At 45.0% G+C, this 17,957-nt stretch carries 11 protein-coding genes; 6 read left to right on the top strand and 5 right to left on the bottom strand.

What is annotated here, in order from left to right; genetic code table 11:
* Positions 1–12 precede the first annotated feature (12 nt).
* Positions 13–441 carry a hypothetical protein gene (locus tag ACL6C3_RS25155; RefSeq protein WP_413162232.1) on the bottom strand — a complete coding sequence of 143 codons (429 nt, stop codon included), beginning with the start codon at positions 439–441 and terminating at the stop codon, positions 13–15.
* A 185-nt stretch (positions 442–626) separates the two neighbouring features.
* Here ACL6C3_RS25155 and ACL6C3_RS25150 point away from each other — a divergent pair, with 185 nt between their 5' ends.
* Both ACL6C3_RS25150 and ACL6C3_RS25145 read left to right on the top strand, forming a co-directional pair.
* Positions 627–1,838: an NACHT domain-containing protein gene (locus tag ACL6C3_RS25150; RefSeq protein ID WP_413162230.1), complete on the top strand. Its 1,212-nt coding sequence runs from the start codon at positions 627–629 to the stop codon at positions 1,836–1,838.
* A 193-nt stretch (positions 1,839–2,031) separates the two neighbouring features.
* Positions 2,032–3,123: an ISAs1 family transposase gene (locus ACL6C3_RS25145; RefSeq protein WP_413162228.1), complete on the top strand. Its 1,092-nt coding sequence runs from the start codon at positions 2,032–2,034 to the stop codon at positions 3,121–3,123.
* Positions 3,124–3,373: 250 nt separating this feature from the next.
* Here the strand turns inward: ACL6C3_RS25145 and ACL6C3_RS25140 are convergent, their stop codons facing one another.
* Positions 3,374–4,153: a hypothetical protein gene (locus ACL6C3_RS25140; protein WP_413162227.1), complete on the bottom strand. Its 780-nt coding sequence runs from the start codon at positions 4,151–4,153 to the stop codon at positions 3,374–3,376.
* A gap of 437 nt (positions 4,154–4,590) precedes the next feature.
* Between ACL6C3_RS25140 and ACL6C3_RS25135 the strand changes: the two genes are divergently transcribed.
* From ACL6C3_RS25135 to ACL6C3_RS25120, 4 genes are all read left to right on the top strand, one after another.
* Positions 4,591–5,694, top strand: a complete 1,104-nt coding sequence (locus tag ACL6C3_RS25135) for a hypothetical protein (protein WP_413162226.1) — start codon at positions 4,591–4,593, stop codon at positions 5,692–5,694.
* Positions 5,695–5,754: 60 nt separating this feature from the next.
* On the top strand, positions 5,755–9,078 hold the full coding sequence (locus ACL6C3_RS25130) for a hypothetical protein (protein WP_413162224.1): 3,324 nt from the start codon (positions 5,755–5,757) through the stop codon (positions 9,076–9,078).
* Positions 9,068–11,740, top strand: coding sequence for a pPIWI_RE module domain-containing protein (locus tag ACL6C3_RS25125; RefSeq protein ID WP_413162222.1), 2,673 nt, complete (start codon positions 9,068–9,070; stop codon positions 11,738–11,740). Before ACL6C3_RS25130 ends, ACL6C3_RS25125 begins: the two co-directional genes overlap by 11 nt.
* A gap of 637 nt (positions 11,741–12,377) precedes the next feature.
* Entirely contained in the window at positions 12,378–14,261 is a 1,884-nt protein-coding gene (locus tag ACL6C3_RS25120; RefSeq protein WP_413162220.1) for a glycoside hydrolase family 13 protein, read from the top strand.
* Between the two features lie 3 nt (positions 14,262–14,264).
* Here ACL6C3_RS25120 and ACL6C3_RS25115 read toward each other — a convergent pair whose 3' ends face one another.
* The 3 genes from ACL6C3_RS25115 to hdhA all read right to left on the bottom strand — a co-directional run bounded on the left by ACL6C3_RS25115 (position 14,265) and on the right by hdhA (position 17,932).
* Positions 14,265–16,142 carry an alpha-amylase family glycosyl hydrolase gene (locus tag ACL6C3_RS25115; protein WP_413162218.1) on the bottom strand — a complete coding sequence of 626 codons (1,878 nt, stop codon included), beginning with the start codon at positions 16,140–16,142 and terminating at the stop codon, positions 14,265–14,267.
* 169 nt (positions 16,143–16,311) lie between these two features.
* Positions 16,312–17,109 carry an SDR family oxidoreductase gene (locus tag ACL6C3_RS25110; protein ID WP_413162216.1) on the bottom strand — a complete coding sequence of 266 codons (798 nt, stop codon included), beginning with the start codon at positions 17,107–17,109 and terminating at the stop codon, positions 16,312–16,314.
* Positions 17,110–17,164: 55 nt separating this feature from the next.
* Positions 17,165–17,932: a 7-alpha-hydroxysteroid dehydrogenase gene (gene hdhA / locus ACL6C3_RS25105; protein ID WP_413162214.1), complete on the bottom strand. Its 768-nt coding sequence runs from the start codon at positions 17,930–17,932 to the stop codon at positions 17,165–17,167.
* Positions 17,933–17,957: the final 25 nt, after the last annotated feature.

Raw genomic sequence — 17,957 nt, 5'->3', positions numbered from 1 at the left:
CAATGCAACAGATTAATGAGTTGGAATCATCAACATCACGTTATTGGTGATAATTTCGAGGGCGATCGCACTTTCGCCTAAATCTTTTCCCATCAAATAGGAACGCTGCAAAGTGGCGGTTAAATGTTGCTGCAAAACATCCAACGTCATGTAAGATTTCACCAAAATAATCGGTTCGGGACACCAGCAATTATTTCGGTGATCAAACCAGTTTCCATCAGATAAAGAAGCGTTAAAACCGCCAAAGGGTTCAATCAGTTGGTGAATGTGGGGTTTGGCGTCTGAAAACTTGCCTGCGGGAACGTGAAAAACAACCGAATAGCCCAAAGTATTCACGGGTATTTTTGATTGAGTAATGGCATTTTGTACCGTCGGATGCAACGTTCCGTTACTGGGAGAGTTGAAGGTTAGGTTGGCGAAGATGTCTTTAATGTGTTCCATGATTGTATTTTGAGTTCAACAATTTAAAGCTATCAAAGCTCAAACTACAATAAAATTAGGCTAAAAATAGAAATAAAATTGAAAAATTGAAAAATCGTCTATTTACGGATTTATAGGGATTGATATTGTCATTTTTTGCAGATTCAACTACAATCAATAATAAGGAAAAAGCGAGTCTGGGTCACATGGAACAGTCACGGGAACGGGATTTTCTAGAAGCGATCGCCAAACAATACGGTTTTACAGGAACCCGAAAAGCGGTTTTTCTGTTAAGGCTCGATCCCCAAAATGAGAAACTGGGAAATCAACATCTGATTAATCAGATTGAAAATCTTAAAAATTCAAACAATCCCGCACAAAACTTTCAAGACCATTTACAATCAATTTGTCAAGCATTTTCCGACTGTGAAAACTGTCCGGTAGTTCTAGAGAAAAAAAGAGGAAGACAACCCAAAGGTGAAGAACCCTGGCGAAAGGTTTTTGCTTGGCTTTGGGATGAAAAATATCCACAATGGCAACCCGAACCCGAAATTAACACGCCCAAAACTGAAATTAACTGGCACGAAATTTGTCAAAAACAAGCAACACAGCGCCAAAAAATTACAACCAATTCCCTAACGTTTAAAGATGGCATTAAACACAACCGAGAACAGCTTTATGTTCCTTTAGGTTTGGTGGAACGCAAGAAACAAGAACGGCGAAGCGATGAAGTTTCCGCCGAAAAGGGTTCGCAAATGTACGCCCCAGAAACCTATGAAGTCACCCAAACTTACGCCCAAAAACGGTTTTTTGAGGAGGTGATTCAACAGGGGAAAAGTAAAAGTACAGGGAAACGGTTGGCGGTAATTGGAGAACCGGGTGCGGGAAAAACTACGCTGTTGCAAGAAGTTGAACAGTGGGTATTAGATCGGACTGATTTGATTCCGGTTTGGGTGTCTTTGGCGAGTTTGGGCGAGAAAACTTTAGAGGACTATTTGCTGAACAATTGGCTAAAAGAGGTTCGGGAGTTAATACAAGTTACCCCGGAAGATATCGAAGCACTCAAACAGTTATTTGAGGATAAAAAAGTCTGGTTGCTGTTGGATGGGGCGGATGAAATGTCCGCGCAATCGCAAAACGTTCTTAAGGATATAGCCTCTCAAATTAACGGCCGGCTGGCTTCAGCGAAGGTAATTCTTACCTGTCGGTTGAATGTTTGGGATGGGGATAAAAACGCCTTAGACGCCTTTGATACCTATCGAACTCTCCAATTTAGTTATCCCGAACAAGTTCATTTATTTATTGAGAATTGGTTTGATCCCCCCCAGCCCCCCTTAAAAAGGGGGGAGAATTTGAATCCCCCCCAGCCCCCCTTAAAAAGGCAGGGCCGTTTCGTTCTAAAATTTGGCGATCGCTGAGACCCAAAATTGGCAGTAATTTTAGCCCTTTTTTCTTCGGAAAATCTTTAATCTTAGAAAAAAACAGCGATCGCCAAACTAAAACATCACCTTTGACTCTCATCGGTCAATCGGTCCTTTAATAATGAAACTGGCGATCGCGCTTGATGTAAGATGATAGCGATCGCCAGCTTTTTGTGAAAAAATTCTAGATATGAATAGTCTAATTGAAGCACTTAAAAAAATCAAGGACTTTCGCCGCAGCCAAGGGAGAAGACATCCTTTATGGTTGGTTTTATTAATAGTAATTCTAGGAACGATGCAGGGATATTTAGGGTATCGAGCATTGGGAGACTTTGCGAAAGCCAATCAACAATTAATCGTGAAAAAATTTAATATTTTCTCCAAAAAAGTTCCATCTTCATCAACAATAAGACGAGTGCTAGTCGGGGTAGATTGGTCAAATCTTCAGGATATTTTTAATCAATGGTCTGGTCAACTAAGTGAGTTGAGTAATTTGAGAGATTGGGTCTGTATAGATGGCAAAAGCTTGAACAGTACTGTTGATAATTATGACAAGTCTTATCAAAATTTTGTCTCCTTCGTTTCTTTATATAGTCAAGATAATGGGTTAGTTTTCGGATGCAATCGTTTGGAGAACAAAAAGTGTTCAGAAATCAAGTCAGTTCAAGACCTACTCCGGCATTGCTCCTTAAAAAATAAAGTTTTTACTCTCGATGCCTTACATTGCCAAAAACAAACAGTTCGAGAAATTATAGCTTCTGGAAATCATTATCTAGTTGCGGTGAAAAAGAATCAAAAAAAGTTGTATCAAGCTCTCGAATCTATCACACGTAATCAAGTACCACTCAGTGTAAATCTGAAAAAAGAGGAAAGTCATGGTCGCCAAATTCAACGCCAAGTCTCGGTTTTTAAGAGCTTAGACTCTCTGCCATTGACTTGGTGTGGAATTGAAAGCTTAATCCGAGTTGAAAGATGGGGTAAAAGAGGAAACAAGGATTATCATCAAGTGGCTTACTACATTAGTAGTTTATCAGAGAAAGCCGAAGTTTTTGCCACGAAAATAAAAGGACATTGGTTAATAGAAAATCAGTTGCATTGGGTAAAAGATGTAATCTTTAAAGAGGATAATTCTCCTATACATCACTTTCAAGCTCGAACGAATCTATCAATTCTCCAAACTATGGCAATGAATCTGTTTCGACTGTTAGGATTTCTCTCAATTACAGAAGGTCAAAGATGGCTTAATAATCGCTGGTTCAAGCTTTGGATTTTGCTAGAATGAAACAGCCCTGCCTTAAAAAGGGGGGAAAAGAGTGCTAAAGTCCCCCTTTTTAAGGGGGATTTAGGGGGATCTCTCCGGGGAATTTAGGGGATAAAGTCCCCCTTTTTAAGGGGGATTTAGGGGGATCTCTCCGGGGAATTTAGGGGATAAAGTCCCCCTTTTTAAGGGGGATTTAGGGGGATCTCTCCGGGGGATTTAGGGGATAAAGTCCCCCTTTTTAAGGGGGATTTAGGGGGATTTATAGGGAGTCCTACGACTGAACCGAGCGCTTTTTAACCTCCTCTAAATTCTGATATTCGGCTTTCGGTTGTTCGTTGCATTCAACCTCGCCAACCCCCTGAACACCCGCATCATTTAACAGTTTGAAAATGGCTTCGGCGTTTTGGCGGGTGGCTTGTTCATCTACTAAAGTGTCGCTGAAACTATTAATAGAAATCGAATTCGCCCCAAATTCTGACTCGGGACTAACCACCGTCACAACTTCATCTCCGGCGATATTTTTCACCTTGACAACGTAGGCGTTTCGCTCGTCTTCTCCCTCGTAGGTATCATCAACGAGAGTGTAACCAAAACCCGTCAAAGTTTCGACAACCTGATCGGCAATTTCCGCCCGCATTTGTGACCCCAAAATCGATAATTTTGCCTGTTCGAGTATCTCGCCTAAAATCGGTTGCTGCTGCGTAATTTGTTCGCAAATCGCTTTAAGTTCTTCGGTGGTGAGGGTTGATTCTCCTTCTAAAAGTTGGGTTTCAAGCCGACTCAATTGGCTTTCGTATTCGCTTAAACGTCCCTTCGTCCAATAGTCTACTTCCACCTGGAACCGTTCGGCTTCCTTCCCTTCCCCGACTTCAATTTCACATTTTCGGTTGGCTTGAATTTCGGCGATTAAACTCCGCAAATCTGTTAAAGCGGCTTGATAATAAAGTTCCCATTCCCGTTCTTTTTGTTCGAGTTCTAACCGCAAATCCGCCAATTTTAAATAGGTTTGCTGAGAAGTTGCGATCTCGGATTGAAATTCTTGATGAGCCACCGCTTGCCAGATGGTATTTTCCTCTGGAAAAAAACGGCGCTCCCCGTCAAGATGTTTGCCGATTAACCCTTTGGATTGATCGGGCTGATCATACTAAAACTAGAACCCAGTTGTTTACTCGGGGCGATTGTTTTGTTAACCATCCACCGAACAAGGCTTGGGTTAAACTTCCCCCAATTTAAACTATTAATTTTTCCAATTAAAGGGGGTATTTAAATTAACCAAAAATCAGCTAAAATATTATCATCATTGATGCCGTTGGGCGTTGAGCATCGCCAACGGTGCCAGCAGCATACCGAACGCTGCCTATTCAACCTTTGATGCCGCTAGGCGATGAACAAAAGCCAAATTTTTTCTAACCCGGAAAGATTTTTGCCGGGATGTTCCTTTAAATTGATTGGTGTTGCTCGGAGTTGAAACAATCGCTCAGAATTTCTATGTATGAAACACCCCATCTTCATCCCGATCAACTCACACTTCATTTAATCGCCAGTGGGTTGATTAAACTAATCGAAAAAATTCAACAGGGTCAACCGCCTCGGCTTCCCTATCCCAAAGAACTACAACGGGGCTTAGATCGGCTTGTTTTAAACTGTTTACGACAGAAAAAAACGCCACCCCAAGGCATACCCGATCTGCTTTTGTGGTGTCAAAAACCTCTGACGCAATGGCCGCTAGAACTGCCCGAAGTTGGCGAGTCAGACCAACTATTAGAAGCGCAAATTCCCAGCAGTTTGTGTTTAGAATGGGCGGTTGCCGGTGCGGATATAGAAGCCGAACTCACCCAAAAACAATTACTCCTCAACGCCATGCAAATTTGCAAAGCAGCAAAAGCGCCCGATTCCTATGTCGCCTTCCGCCATTTGCTGATTAGTACCCCGGTGGTGACAGAATTTGAACGACTTAAACACTTCAATAATCCCCCGCTCGAACGGCTTGAAGAACAGATTTATGCCGCCTATGAACCCGCACCGGAAGCCTGTGCAGTGGAAGAAAATTTCTATTGTTGTGCCAACTGCAATAATATTTTACTTCGCACAAATGGGGGAAATTTAAGTTGTGGAGAAGAATCTTGTCGTCTTGCTGGCTTGGATAAACCGGGGCGAAAAATTGCTAAAAAAGAAGGGGTATATTGGCTCAAACGGGGTTTGCGGCGCTTTATTGCGGCACCGGGTCGAGCCGAATTGCGTTTGGCGGAGAAACTTAACGCTTTAAACCAACTTAAAACCGTTGAACTCTGGCCGAATTTTGACAGCTACGATCTGCGAATTGTATTCCCCGATGGGGAAGCTTGGGCGGTTGATGTCAAAGACTGGGTAAACCCCTTTTTATTGGCTCAAAAAGTCAAGCAACAAAACCCTCCCATTCCTGAAAATCCGCCTTGGAAAGAGGCTTATTTTGTTTTTCCCGATGAACGCTGCCAACAACGTTCCGACTATTTACGGGCTTTTACTCACCATTGCAGACTGCCCAAATTTGTCAAAGCAAAATCCGAGAGTAATTTCATAAAAGCGGTGAAAAACAAGCTGAAAAAACGATAAAATTAATCAATTTTTTGCTCAAAAGATATGGTGTTTTAAATTAATCAGAGGTGCAAATTTATGCGCGATACAAGCTCTTGGAGACGGAATATTACCAAAACTCTCCGCACTCATTGGTCATCGACAACATCGGGATTAAACCCGGCGACATTTTGCGATATTGAATTAGGTTTGTGTTTGCTGAAACAGCTTGCACCCTCATCCCCCGCCCATGCTTTGTGGGTTCTGCTGACGGGTTATCCTTTCCCCATTCCCGAAGCCGAAACTTGGAGTCAAATCCAATACAAAATGCTAGGAAATACCCGGCACATCCTCAGCCAATTTAGAAGTGAATATAGTTGGAAACGGGCATTAGAAAACTACCGCACAATTAACGAATATTTGCGGGGTTATGAAGTTGATGCGGCGCTTGAGCAGTTTTCAACCCGAGAAGTTAGCATTTGCAGCAACCGAGAGCAGATTTACATTCGCACCCTTGAAAGTATTTTACCCTATCAAAAAGAGTCCGTAAAATGGGCAACAGCAGGTCGCTACGAATGTCCCGATGGAAAATATCGGGCAACGGTTAATTTTCCCGAAAATTTGATCTTTCCGCCCCCTCCCAGTCACAACCTAAGAAATAAACCCGAAAAACAGCCCATTACTGTTAGTTGGGAAGATTTGCTTGAAACGGCGAGATGGATGGATAATCGCCGCCCTCAAAATTGGGAAAAACGTTTATCTAAAGTTCGCCTAGAACTGTTCGATAAAAATGGGAATTTGAAGCAAACCGACGCCTTAACATTTAACGGGTTAATGCACTTAATTGGTATGGTTTCTGCGGGGAAATCAACCTTAATGGATGTTGTCACCGTATGGGCAACCCGCCGGGGACTTCATGTAACTTTAGTGGTGGGAGATGTGATCGGGGCGTTAAATCGAGCTAAACTTTTTATCGAGCTTGGGATTGGCGTTGCTCCGGTTTTAGGTGCATCCAATCGAGAACGCCACACCAACCGCTTGCACCGAGTTGGGAATGCAGAAAACCCGTTTATTTTATATCAAGAACATCCGGGGTTTAAATGGCTCAGTACCGCCTGTCCTTTGAGCGAATTGCGTCACGATGTTGTTAAACCTTTTTCCCAATCTAAGCAACCCTGTTTGAATTTATCCCGTTTGAATGAGGGGGAAAATAACTCGGAGTATTCATCGGAGTATTCAAACGAGTATTCAGACCATTCTAAAACTTATGCCTGCTCTTTATACACCGTTTGTCCGTTCCATCAAGCACAACTTGATTTAACCCAAGCTTCCGTTTGGATTGCTACACCCGCCAGCTTAGTTTATACTCGCATTCCCCCACAAATTAACGGCGAACGAATTCGATTTTATGAGTTAGTTTACCGTCGAAGTGATTTGGTAATTGTTGATGAAGCCGACCAAGTACAGGTGCAATTAGATCACTTATTCAGCCCCAGTCAAAAATTATTTGGTCCGCGTGGAGAGGGTTGGTTTAGCCAAGTACAGCAACCCGTTGTTCAAGAACTAAATTGGGAAGGGCGCAGTCAATTAGCCGATCCCGATGTTGATAGCTGGTGCAAAGCTCACGAGATCACCCAAACTGTTACCAGTCGCATTTATGCTCTAATTTTAACTCAAAATCCCGCCTTGCGAGAATGGAGTCAACGGGGGGAATATTTCACCAGTTGGTTAATTTTGGAGCGCGTTGCTTTGACTCTGAGCGGCGCATCTAAAGACGCACGAAATACCGATCCGGCTTACCGTCGCCTTTGGTTGTTTTTCGATCGCTTTATAGACGATCCGTTGGGGGATGCGGATAATCAAGAACTTTCGGAATTGGCTAGTCAGTTGATATTAACGAATCAAGAAAATCGGGTACGCAATCGCTTGTTAACTTGGATTGCAACCCATCAAGAACCCCATATTAATCTCAGCAAAGAAGACCTGAATAATACGGCGGTACTGTTGGAATTTGGCTTGATAGTTGGAGTTTTAGAAAATCGCCTCAATCAAATCTTGAGAGATTGGAAACAGGTCGAAATTCCGCTCAAATTGGAAGGTCAAAGTTCGATGCTTTTTCACAATCCCCCCAGAGATTACGAAGCGGTTATGCCCGCCTCACCAATGGGTAATGTTTTGGCATTGCAGTACGTTCGATCTCAGGATTTAAAATCGGGAGATTTGCGGTTTTTTAAATGTGTTGGAGTCGGACGCTGGCTGCTGTTGCATCTGCACGAACTTTTTGGAAGCGATGGAATTTTAGGGCCTCACGTTTTATTACTTTCGGGGACAAGTTGGGCGCTAAAAGCTCCGGGTTATCATCTACAAGTTCCGGTGGCGGGAGTCTTGCGATCGCCCGATGCCGAGCTAGAAGCTATCTCGAAAAGTCACTTTGAATTTACCTGCTTTTACGACCGAGAAAATCGCCCCATTACTATTTCTGGAACCTCGGGAAACGGACGGGCAATTGCCCTGAAAGAATTGCTCAATCAACTCGCCCAACCGGGGGGTTTGGGAGGGCCTAGTCGTTTAGAAAATGAACGAAAAAATTTGCCTCAAGGTCGTCAGCGAATTTTATTATTAGTCGGGAGTTATGAACAGGCGAAACTTGCCCAAGAATACTTGGAAAATGTCCGACAAGATTGGAAAGGACAAATTCGGCGCTTGGTTCCCGATGATGACGAATTTGAGAGCCAATGGCTTGAGAATAATTCGAGTTTACAGCGGGGTTTGGTGTCTCAATTTGCCAGTACCGGAGCCTGGATTTTAATTGCGCCGTTGATGGCAATTGAACGGGGACATAATATTCTTAATGAAGATGATCGGGCGGCAATTGGTGCGGTTTATTTTCTCGTTCGTCCCCATCCCCGTCCCGATGATATCAGCTACGCCATTCACTCGATAAACCGTTGGGCGGTTGAACATTATGCCGATCAAATTTTGCTAAATGATGGAAGTTTGGAAGGGAGGTTAACCTTAGAAAAAACAGGAAAAAACTTTCGGGATGCCGCCTACAAACAGTGGCGTTATCTCTTGCGTTTACCGATGATTTACAGCACTTTGCCCCCGGAAGAACGGGAGGCCGTGACCTGGAATCAATTGGTTTCAATTTGGCAGGTTATCGGTCGTTTAATTCGGGGGGGAAGTCCGGCTCGCGTCTTTTTCTGCGATGCTGCTTTTGCCCGTCGAACTGCGTTGCAAGATGAACGGGGAGATGAACCGCTAACCAGTCTTTTAGTAAGCATTAAACAGGTGCTTCGTCCTTATTTTATTTCGGGTTTAAACCCGGATATTACTAACTTAGAACGGGAGCTTGTTCAAGCGTTGTACGGGCCTTTTTATACGGCTATTGAAAACATGGGAGGAATCGCCGATGAGTTATGATCAATTGCGGACACTTTCTTTTCGTTTGGCTTCAAATCAACTTCACCCCAAGCGAACCGTTGAAGTTCTCAATTTTCCCGAAAACTGGAAGTCAGAACTTCGGAATCTCATTGCCGATGTTACGGGTCGTCCTCGCGATCAAATTAACATCCCCATTTATGTATTAAATCAAGCAATGCGGGCGTTAGTTCCCGACCTCATTTTTATCGAAAAAAAAGCGGCTCATGCGGGTGATAAGCCTTGGCTATACAGTGCAGTTCCCATTGATCAAGAAGCCCTGTTTTTGATTGTAAAAGCTTGGCTAAAAGTTCAGTTTCCCCAAATACCAGAAAACCGATTAAGCGATTTATTGAACCAATTTTCTTTGAACGATGTGCAATGGCAAACCACAGAATTTTCTTTTGAAAATGGAGAAAAATTACCCAACGGGACGGCCGAACCCGAGTCCAATGCTTTTATTTTAACCCCCCACTTTTTGGCCTCCCAACTCACTCAAAACAACGTCAACATTCAATTTGGTTCGGAGGTTTTGCGCTTTCGCCGGGCGCCTTTATCCATTGGAACAACGGGAGCAGAGATTATTTCTTGGCCGCCAATTTCCTATGAACAATGGTACTGGTCTGTTGTGATTACTTTCACGGTTCAGACCGTCCCTTTTCAATCATTTCCTGTTGTTCATTGCGATCTTAGTGTGCGGCGTTGGGCAAGTTTACCCCTTAAGTTTTTACCCCGAAATCAAGAAACCAGTATTTATCTTTTAACTCAAGTTCCCTGGATAGAAAGATTACATCAATCCAATAGTTTTCAAGTGGCGTCAATTCAATGGCAACAACTAACCCGAGCAAATTCATCCAACACACAGCAAAATTGGGGGTGGAATTGGGGAAGCAATTTGGCACCGTTGCTCAACAACTTGAACCGTCAACATCCTTTTCCAAATCCCGAAGATATAGTTCAAAATCCTTTATCTGCACTCAATCTAAACGGGAATTCAACGGCAGCTTTACTTTACCGCAATGGTATTGAACCCAAGCACGATGTTCAGGGAGGTTTTGGGCCGGCTGACCGTCGCCTGTTGGCGGAAAAAATTCAAGAACTGATTGCGCCGGAATGGGAATTTGTTGAACCTCTAAAACGAATTCAGTTAAAATCTACTGTTCCTGGTAATCCCTTTTTTCCGACTGAAACCTTAAAGAACAAATTTGAGTCTAGCGAGTTAAAAAGGCAATGCTGCTCGGCTATTGTGGAAACAATCGGCAATCATTTGAGGGTAGAAATATGGCATCAACAACAACGCACCGTAGAAGCGATTATTAATGCAGTTAAAGACTGTTTGGGCATTCCCGAATCCGCATCATTCCCCTATCAATTTCCGAATTTGGATTTGACTTTAGATATTCACTCTGAACCGTTAGGAAAGCGGGGAGATGAATTAGAACTGGATTCAAAAGTTAAAAGGATTACAGAACGTCGTCGGAGGGCGGTTGAGGAACGCAGCCAGGAAATTCAAAATTCTGTTTGTTCTGTTTCTGGAATCACAGTGGCATTTGTTGAACTGCATAATGAAGACAAATTTAAACAGTATCAAGATCCCAAAGATGCTATTCGCAGAGGATTTGCTTTTGCCAATCGTTTAACGCAATTTATTACCACAGAAAAGAAAGGTTTATCTCATCGTGCGTCGAATGGATTTTTAGATTTACTCCGCCAGTTAGGAGTTCAAGCCAACCCTCCTCAGGTAGAGTTTAAGAATTCTAAAAAACCCGCCGATAAAACAACAAAAAATAAGCAACAAAAACCGGAGTTAATTGTTCTACCCGAGCCATTGCATTATGTGGGTGTGTGGTTAATTAAGCAAAATTCTCCGACTTCAACAGATGGGAGTATTCAGCGAGTTCCGGTCATGGTTCACATGGCATCTAACAGCACCGAAATTCAAGCGACTGCTTTGGGTTTTGAAAACAATCAATGGCTTCCTTATCGAGAAGCACTCTTAAAAATTGCCAGGGGAGAAGCTCGGGGTGTTTCTCGCGAGGAACAAGCCATGTCTTTTATCCAACAAACTCTCAAGGGCGATGTTCTTCCGTTAGGTGATACTTTATTATTATGTCATGCTCAAAATTTACGCTTTTCTTGGAAATGGTTGCAAAATAAAAATATTAGCCAAAATGAAGTGAGTTTTGGCGTGGCAAATAAACAAGAAATCTCCAAGTATAAAGGCTTAAGAATTGTGCGAATTAGAGATAATCAAGGCTACGAAACACCGGAATGGTTTGCTTATGAAGATAACGAGCAAGGATGGTCTAAAGGTCTTTTTAGAATGGGCGAACGAGTGTTTGCCAGCACTTCTAATAAACCCAAACAATTTAAAGCGCCGGTCAACCTTTCTAAAGTCTCGACTGCAACCAGCAAACGAAATAAAAATCTGGAACCTTCACCCGATACTTATTTTTGGAATCCAAGTCTAGTTGAAATTACTGTGGCTTGTATTCAACCGGGCGATGGGATAGAACCCTGGGCTATGCTTACCCATGAATTAAGGTATTTAGCCAATCATTATGATGAAGCGCTCAAGCTACCTTTACCCTTACATTTAGCCAAAAAAATGCAGGATTATGTCTTGTTGGTAGATTCGGATTCGGCCGAGTTAATTGAAGATTAGACATGGTTTGCCAACAATATATTACATTAAATTGGGTTAGTTTTCAGTTGCGTCTAAAATTTCCTCGTAGACTTTCCGCCAACTTGGACTAACCCAAGCCGCAATCCGAACCATTTCTTTGGTAACTGTTAAAGGGAACTCGGGGTCAATTTGATCAAAAGCATTTTTCCAGCCTGTTATTACATATAAAAAACCATGTAATCCTTATCGTTGAAAAAAACCAGCGTTTTTCCAGTTCCCAATAAATAATCGGTTTGAGCATAGGCAATTGCACGATTACTTAACTCCAATTCTTGTAAATTTAAGCCTTATTCAATATTTTTTGATTCCCTTTCCATTATTTTATTAATCTTTATCTGAAACGAACCCAAAAATCCTCAATTTCATTAACAATATATTGAGCTTCTAACAAAACGGTTTTAGCGTCATCATTGCGGTTGGCTTGAATTAGTGCGATCGCCAACTCAGAAAGTGCATCGACATAATCTTGTCGATCTTTTTAGCAAGTGGTGATATAATTACCGAGTTGGTCTTGCTCGGGGAGGAACTGCACGGGTATTGTGGATGAATTCAATCGGCAGACGCGAGCCAAACATTAACCCCTCGACTCTCATCAGCCTTTAATTGTATTCTAAAAATGGATAGCGAAATTTCTAAAATTGGTCAACTTCCTGAATTTATTTTCGGCCATTTATCCACCAAAGAAGGACGCTTAAAGCAAGCGAGAACGACCCGAGTAGGATTTGATCACGACTCAGCCCTTCATCCTCACGATCCGGCAGAAAACCAGGCGATTACTATCTCGGTTCGCGTTGGTGTAGATATTGCTATCAAAGCCGTAACCCTCTATTACACGACCGACGGCACTTTACCACAAGTTCCATCCGCAAATCCCGATCGCGATCCCCATCTGTTTAGCATACCGATGCGGCGAACAGAGATCCAGTGGGATACTTTGCAATGGGGTTATTTAGAAACATGGACGGCCGAAATTCCCGGACAACCCAAAAATACTCATATTCAGTACCTAATACAAGGAATGACCAATACAGGCACTATTGTATACAGTCCTTACTTCGATACGGCGGCGAGGGAGTTGACCGATAATCTTGACGATTTTGACCTGCCATTTATCAAGAAACAGGCTCGAAAAAATAGCCCGCAAATTTATGGCTTCTACGTTGACAATGAAACCATACCAACTTGGTTGAGAGAAGCCGTTATCTATCAGATTTTTGTCGATCGCTTTGCACCCGATCCGGATACCGACTTTTCAACTCCAAAAGATCTCGACGGTTTTTATGGCGGAACGCTCCGAGGAATCACTTCTAAACTCGATTATTTGGCGGACTTGGGAATCAACTGTTTGTGGCTAACTCCAATCTTTCCCAGTTCATCTTATCACGGCTACGATCCAACCGATTATGGCAGCGTAGAGGCTCGATTGGGAACCGAGGAGGATTTTCAAATTCTTTTGGACGAAGCGCACCGGCGCAACATCCGAGTAGTTTTGGATTATGTTACCAATCATCTTTCTAATCAACATCCCGCTTTTATCGCCGCCCAAAAAGACCAAACCGACTCCGCCTATAAATGGTTTGATTTTATCAATTGGCCCGATGAATACGAGTGTTTTTTTAACGTTCCCAGCCAACCCAAAATAGATTCAGACTGTCCGCAAGCTCGCGCTTATCTGATCGAAAATGCCCAACGCTGGTTAGAACGGGGAGTTGACGGTTTTCGGCTGGACTGCGCTCACGGCTCGACTCACGCTTTTTGGTCCTGTTTCCGAACCGCAACCCGAGCGGTTAACCCGGACAGCGTTACCTTCGGAGAAATCACCTCATTTCCCGCATTTATTCGCTCTTTTGCGGGTCGAATGGATGGCTGTTTGGATTTTAAACTCTTGGAAATTCTGCGGGGTTTCTTTGCCTTTGGCACCCTCAAAGTCAGCGAATTTGACAAGATTTTACAGCAACACTACGCTTATTTTAATTCTAATTTGGTTCTCCCGAGTTTTCTCGATAATCACGACATGAACCGCTTTCTGTGGACCGTTAAAGGCGACCAGCGACGCCTGCGTTTGGCCGCTCTATGCCAGTTTACCTTACCCGAACCCCCGATAATTTACTACGGAACCGAGGTCGGACTGAGCCAGTTACAAGAAGTTGGAAGGTTAGAAGAATCTCGCCTACCCATGTTGTGGGGAAAAGCTCAAGATTCCTCTTTGCTGGAATTCTACAAAAATTTAATTGGGCTGCGCCGCCAAATTCCAGAAATCTGGAACCTTCCCCGACAAACCCTCCTCGCTGACGATCGCCTGGGAGTCTACGCTTATCTTTTGGGTTCCCATACCGTTGTCCTCAACAACAGTTCCGAGGTCAGCACTATTTCTTTAAGCAACTTACAGGACTCAAAATTGCTCCTATCAACTTCTTCTTCCCCATCTTGGAATCCAGAAAAAAATCAACTCCAGCTTTCCCCCTTTGCCGGAGCGATTTTTCAACAACTATCGAGTTAAATATCACGTTAAAATTGCCATTCCCGAAGGGGGTAACTCAATTTCAACCGTTGCTCTACCGTCGGGATAATGTTTCACTTTCGCGGTTTGGTTTTGGGGTGGGTTGCGTAATTCCTCGTCGCTCCAGTCACTTTTATATAAATAGGTGAGACTGGAACCATCGGGATGTAAGGAGCTATCTACTGTCACCACAGCACCCCGACTTTCCAAACCGTGAGTATTGAGAACCATCAGCACTTCCGGTTCAAACAGAATTAACGACCAAGCCACCAACTCTCCTTTTCCGGGAAGCGAAAAGGGGTAATTTAAGAAAGACGTTTCCCGCTCAAATAGATATCCCCGACGCAGAGTTTTGCCAATGGTATCTTGACGATTACGCAGCCGGGCGATCGCTGCTATTCTCAGATAGGTTGGGTGATGGCGATCGAAGAAATGACAGCCTTCGGTTTCAAAAGCCCCAAAACCTTTGCCAAACATGGCTTCTCGCACGTAGCGGTCTTCTGCAAAGCGCCGAGGCTCAACACTGTAATCGTGATAATTTTCGTTGCCGTCAAAAGCTTGCTCGGTACCGTAATAAATACAGGGAATGCCGGGAGTCGTTAACTGCACGCCGACTGCATGGGCAACTTGTTGGTCAAGGTTAGGTACATTGCTGTTGGCGGCAAAACGGGCCTTTTGGCTTCGCGATGACATATCGTGATCGTCGATAACGCAAACGTGAAATTTGCCAATTTGCAGGTATCTACCGAGGAGAAAATTGACGTTGTAGCGACCGAAAAAATCTCCGGGGTTAGCCAGTCCCTTAACCGTTGCTGTCAGTTGGTTGGGGGTTGAGACTATATCTAATGCCACTCCCAAAGAGCGATCGATAAAATGGCCGTAGAGTTCCATATAGTCGCCGACCATGACATTATCGGTGATCTCTCCGGTCAGCAAAAAATTATCTTTACCAATCAGTTGGGTATAGTTATAGATTTCCTGAAAGAATTTTCGGCAGATGTGCTTGGGAACGTGTTTGACGGCATCGACCCGAAATCCATCGCAGTCGCTGAGGGCAATCCAATACTGATACACTTTGATGACGGCAGTTAAGGCGTCGTCATTGTCGAAGTTGAGGTCTTTGAGGTCGTAAAAGTCGCCGCGTCGAAATTCGACATTGGCGTTCATCGGATCTTCCCAACTCGAAGTTCCCCAGTTGCCGATTTCTCCGGCGCGGGTGTACCAATCGAGATTTTGAAACTCATCGGGCCACACGCCATCATCAGGGTTTGCGGGTTGGGAAATGCTATCTCCTTTGTGCGATCGCCATCCGTGAACCGGATATGGGGGAGAAAAGCGATATCGCATGGTGTCTCTGGGATTGCCGTTTTCATCTCGGTAGAACCAGTTATTGCCCGTATGGTTGAAAATCACGTCTAAAATAACGTACATTCCGCGATCGTGGGCGGCGTCAACTAAATCTCGCAAATCCTGACGGCTGCCAAAGCGGGGGTCGATTTCTAAAAAGTTTTGAATGCCATAGCCGTGGTAGGTTTCTAAATCGGCCCGCTGCTTCCAAGGCGGATTGATCCAAACGGCCGTTACTCCCAATTCTTGCAAATAGTCTAGTTTGCTCTCGATTCCTTTGAGGGTACCGCCAACAAATTTGGTTCCGGCTGCCATCCAAGCGGCTTTGTCCTTGGCTCGAAATTGAGCGGGGTTGTTGCGATCGAACAAGGGACGCTGTTCTTCGTTTCCATCGCTGAAGCGATCGGGGAGGAGTTGATACAAAATTTCATCTCGCCAGTTACTCGGGGAAGGATAAACCCTTCCTCTGGGTTGGAGGGAAGTGGTTGAAAGTTGTTTGGGAGCGGATTCTTCGACTTGGGGTTGATTGGTCATAATGCTTGGACGGCTTACTGCGAAAACAAGTGAAAAAAACCAAGTTTTTTACATGAGTGATTCTAAGCGATCGCCGGGGTCGAGGGTGGCAAGATGAAGCGACCGAAACCGCCATCTCAGCCGTAGGGGGATGGCGTTAGTTCATGGGGCGACGGGTTCGCACCCTGGCTCATTCCGGCTTGAGGCGAACGCGCTTACCGCCGCCGGAAACTTGCAGGGTTTGGCCGCTCACCCAAGACCCCGCCGGTGACGCCAGCCACAGGAAGGCGTTGGCAATATCCTGGGGTTTGCCTGCCCGCCCGGTCAGGTTATCGGGGTGAGCCAGGGCATACTGGGCCTTTTCGTCCAAACCCGCCGCCGCGTAGTTCTCGGTGATCACCGTACCGATCAGCACCGTGTTGATGCGAACCTGCTTGGCAAAATAGTGAGCCAAACCCAGCATCATGTGGTTGAGGGCGGCTTTGGCGGCGGAGTAGGCGATGAAGTCAAAAGCGGGTAAAACCCCCACCAGAGAACCCGAGTTGGTAATGGTGGCATTTTCAGCTTGCAGGAGGTAGGGGCGGCAAACGGAGGTCATCCGCATGGCCGACAGGGTGTTGAGCTTGTAGCTGTCGATCATCTCTTCTAAAGGAACATCGAGGGGGTCGTCGTAGGCTTTGCCCCAACCGACGTTATTAACCAAAGTTGAAACGCCCCCGAAGGCTTCGACGGTTTTGGCGACACACCCTTGAATGTCCGCCTCAACGGTGACGTTGCAGCCCACGCCCAACACTTCATTGCCCGTTTCGGCTTGGATGGCCGCCGCCGTTGCCTGGGCTTTTTCCCCGTTCAGGTCGGCGATCATCACCTTCGCCCCCGCACCGGAAAAGGTTTTGGCAATGGCTTCTCCGATGTTTTGGGCGCCGCCCGTCACGATCGCCACCTGGCCGTCCATCCGAAAGTCAGCAAACGCATCAAAATTGCTCATGGTCGTTTTTTTGTTAGGTTTTAATACTCTCAAATACAATCGGGCGAGACAGCCTTTAATCTAATTCCTGAACGCCGCCGCCGCTGACCGTCAGCACTTGCCCGCTCACCCAACTGGCCGCCGGGGAACAGAGAAACAGTGCCGCATAAGCGATATCATTGGGTTCTCCCAACCGCGCCAGGGGGGTGTGCTTGAGCATGGTTTTTTCAACTTCGGGGGTCAATACCGTAGCCAGGGCATCGGTTTTAATCGCACCCGGGGCGATCGCGTTCACCCGAATTCCCTTGGGTCCCAAATCGAAGGCAATATTGCGGGTCAGGTGGCTGACGGCGGCTTTAGAAGAAGCGTAAGAAGCCATCTTGACGTTCTTATTTTCCGCCGACATCGAAGAAATATTTAAAATCGCCCCCTGTCCCGCCGCTTCCATGTGGGGGGCGCACAGTTGGCAGAGGTGAAACACCGAAAATACGTTGAGCTTGTAAGCCCAAATAAAAGTGTCCATCGGCATATCAAAGGGTTTCGGCCCGCCGCCGCCGGCATTGTTGATCAGCAGGGTGATTTTGCCAAAGGCATCCAGGGCGGACCGGACCAAATTTTCCAGATCCGAGTCCTTGGTAACGTCGCAAGCCACGGCCACAGCCTGAGCGCCCTTTTCTTTGATGCCATTGGCGACCGCCGCCGCAGTGTCTTCTTTGAGATCGCTGACGACCACCGCCGCCCCCGCCTGGGCAAACAGTTCGGCAATGCCCCGGCCGATGCCGGCTCCGCCCCCCGTCACGATCGCGACCTGACCATCGAGCTTAAACGCTTCCAAAACAGTCATACTTACAAAATCTCCACAATGTTAA

It is taken from the genome of Capilliphycus salinus ALCB114379 (genome assembly GCF_047276495.1).
Taxonomy (GTDB): Bacteria; Cyanobacteriota; Cyanobacteriia; order Cyanobacteriales; family Microcoleaceae; genus Capilliphycus; species Capilliphycus salinus.
Note: the sequence above shows the minus strand (reverse complement) of the source record. Positions and strands in the feature narration are given on the sequence as shown.

Bases quoted from the DNA above. Each gene is read 5' to 3' on its own strand.
- ACL6C3_RS25145 (WP_413162228.1), top strand. From the start codon at position 2,032: ATGAATAGTCTAATTGAAGCACTTAAAAAAATCAAGGACTTTCGCCGC.
- ACL6C3_RS25150 (WP_413162230.1), top strand. From the start codon at position 627: ATGGAACAGTCACGGGAACGGGATTTTCTAGAAGCGATCGCCAAACAA.
- hdhA (WP_413162214.1), bottom strand. From the start codon at position 17,932: ATGACTGTTTTGGAAGCGTTTAAGCTCGATGGTCAGGTCGCGATCGTG.
- ACL6C3_RS25120 (WP_413162220.1), top strand. From the start codon at position 12,378: ATGGATAGCGAAATTTCTAAAATTGGTCAACTTCCTGAATTTATTTTC.
- ACL6C3_RS25125 (WP_413162222.1), top strand. From the start codon at position 9,068: ATGAGTTATGATCAATTGCGGACACTTTCTTTTCGTTTGGCTTCAAAT.
- ACL6C3_RS25130 (WP_413162224.1), top strand. From the start codon at position 5,755: ATGCGCGATACAAGCTCTTGGAGACGGAATATTACCAAAACTCTCCGC.
- ACL6C3_RS25135 (WP_413162226.1), top strand. From the start codon at position 4,591: ATGTATGAAACACCCCATCTTCATCCCGATCAACTCACACTTCATTTA.
- ACL6C3_RS25155 (WP_413162232.1), bottom strand. From the start codon at position 441: ATGGAACACATTAAAGACATCTTCGCCAACCTAACCTTCAACTCTCCC.
- ACL6C3_RS25110 (WP_413162216.1), bottom strand. From the start codon at position 17,109: ATGAGCAATTTTGATGCGTTTGCTGACTTTCGGATGGACGGCCAGGTG.
- ACL6C3_RS25115 (WP_413162218.1), bottom strand. From the start codon at position 16,142: ATGACCAATCAACCCCAAGTCGAAGAATCCGCTCCCAAACAACTTTCA.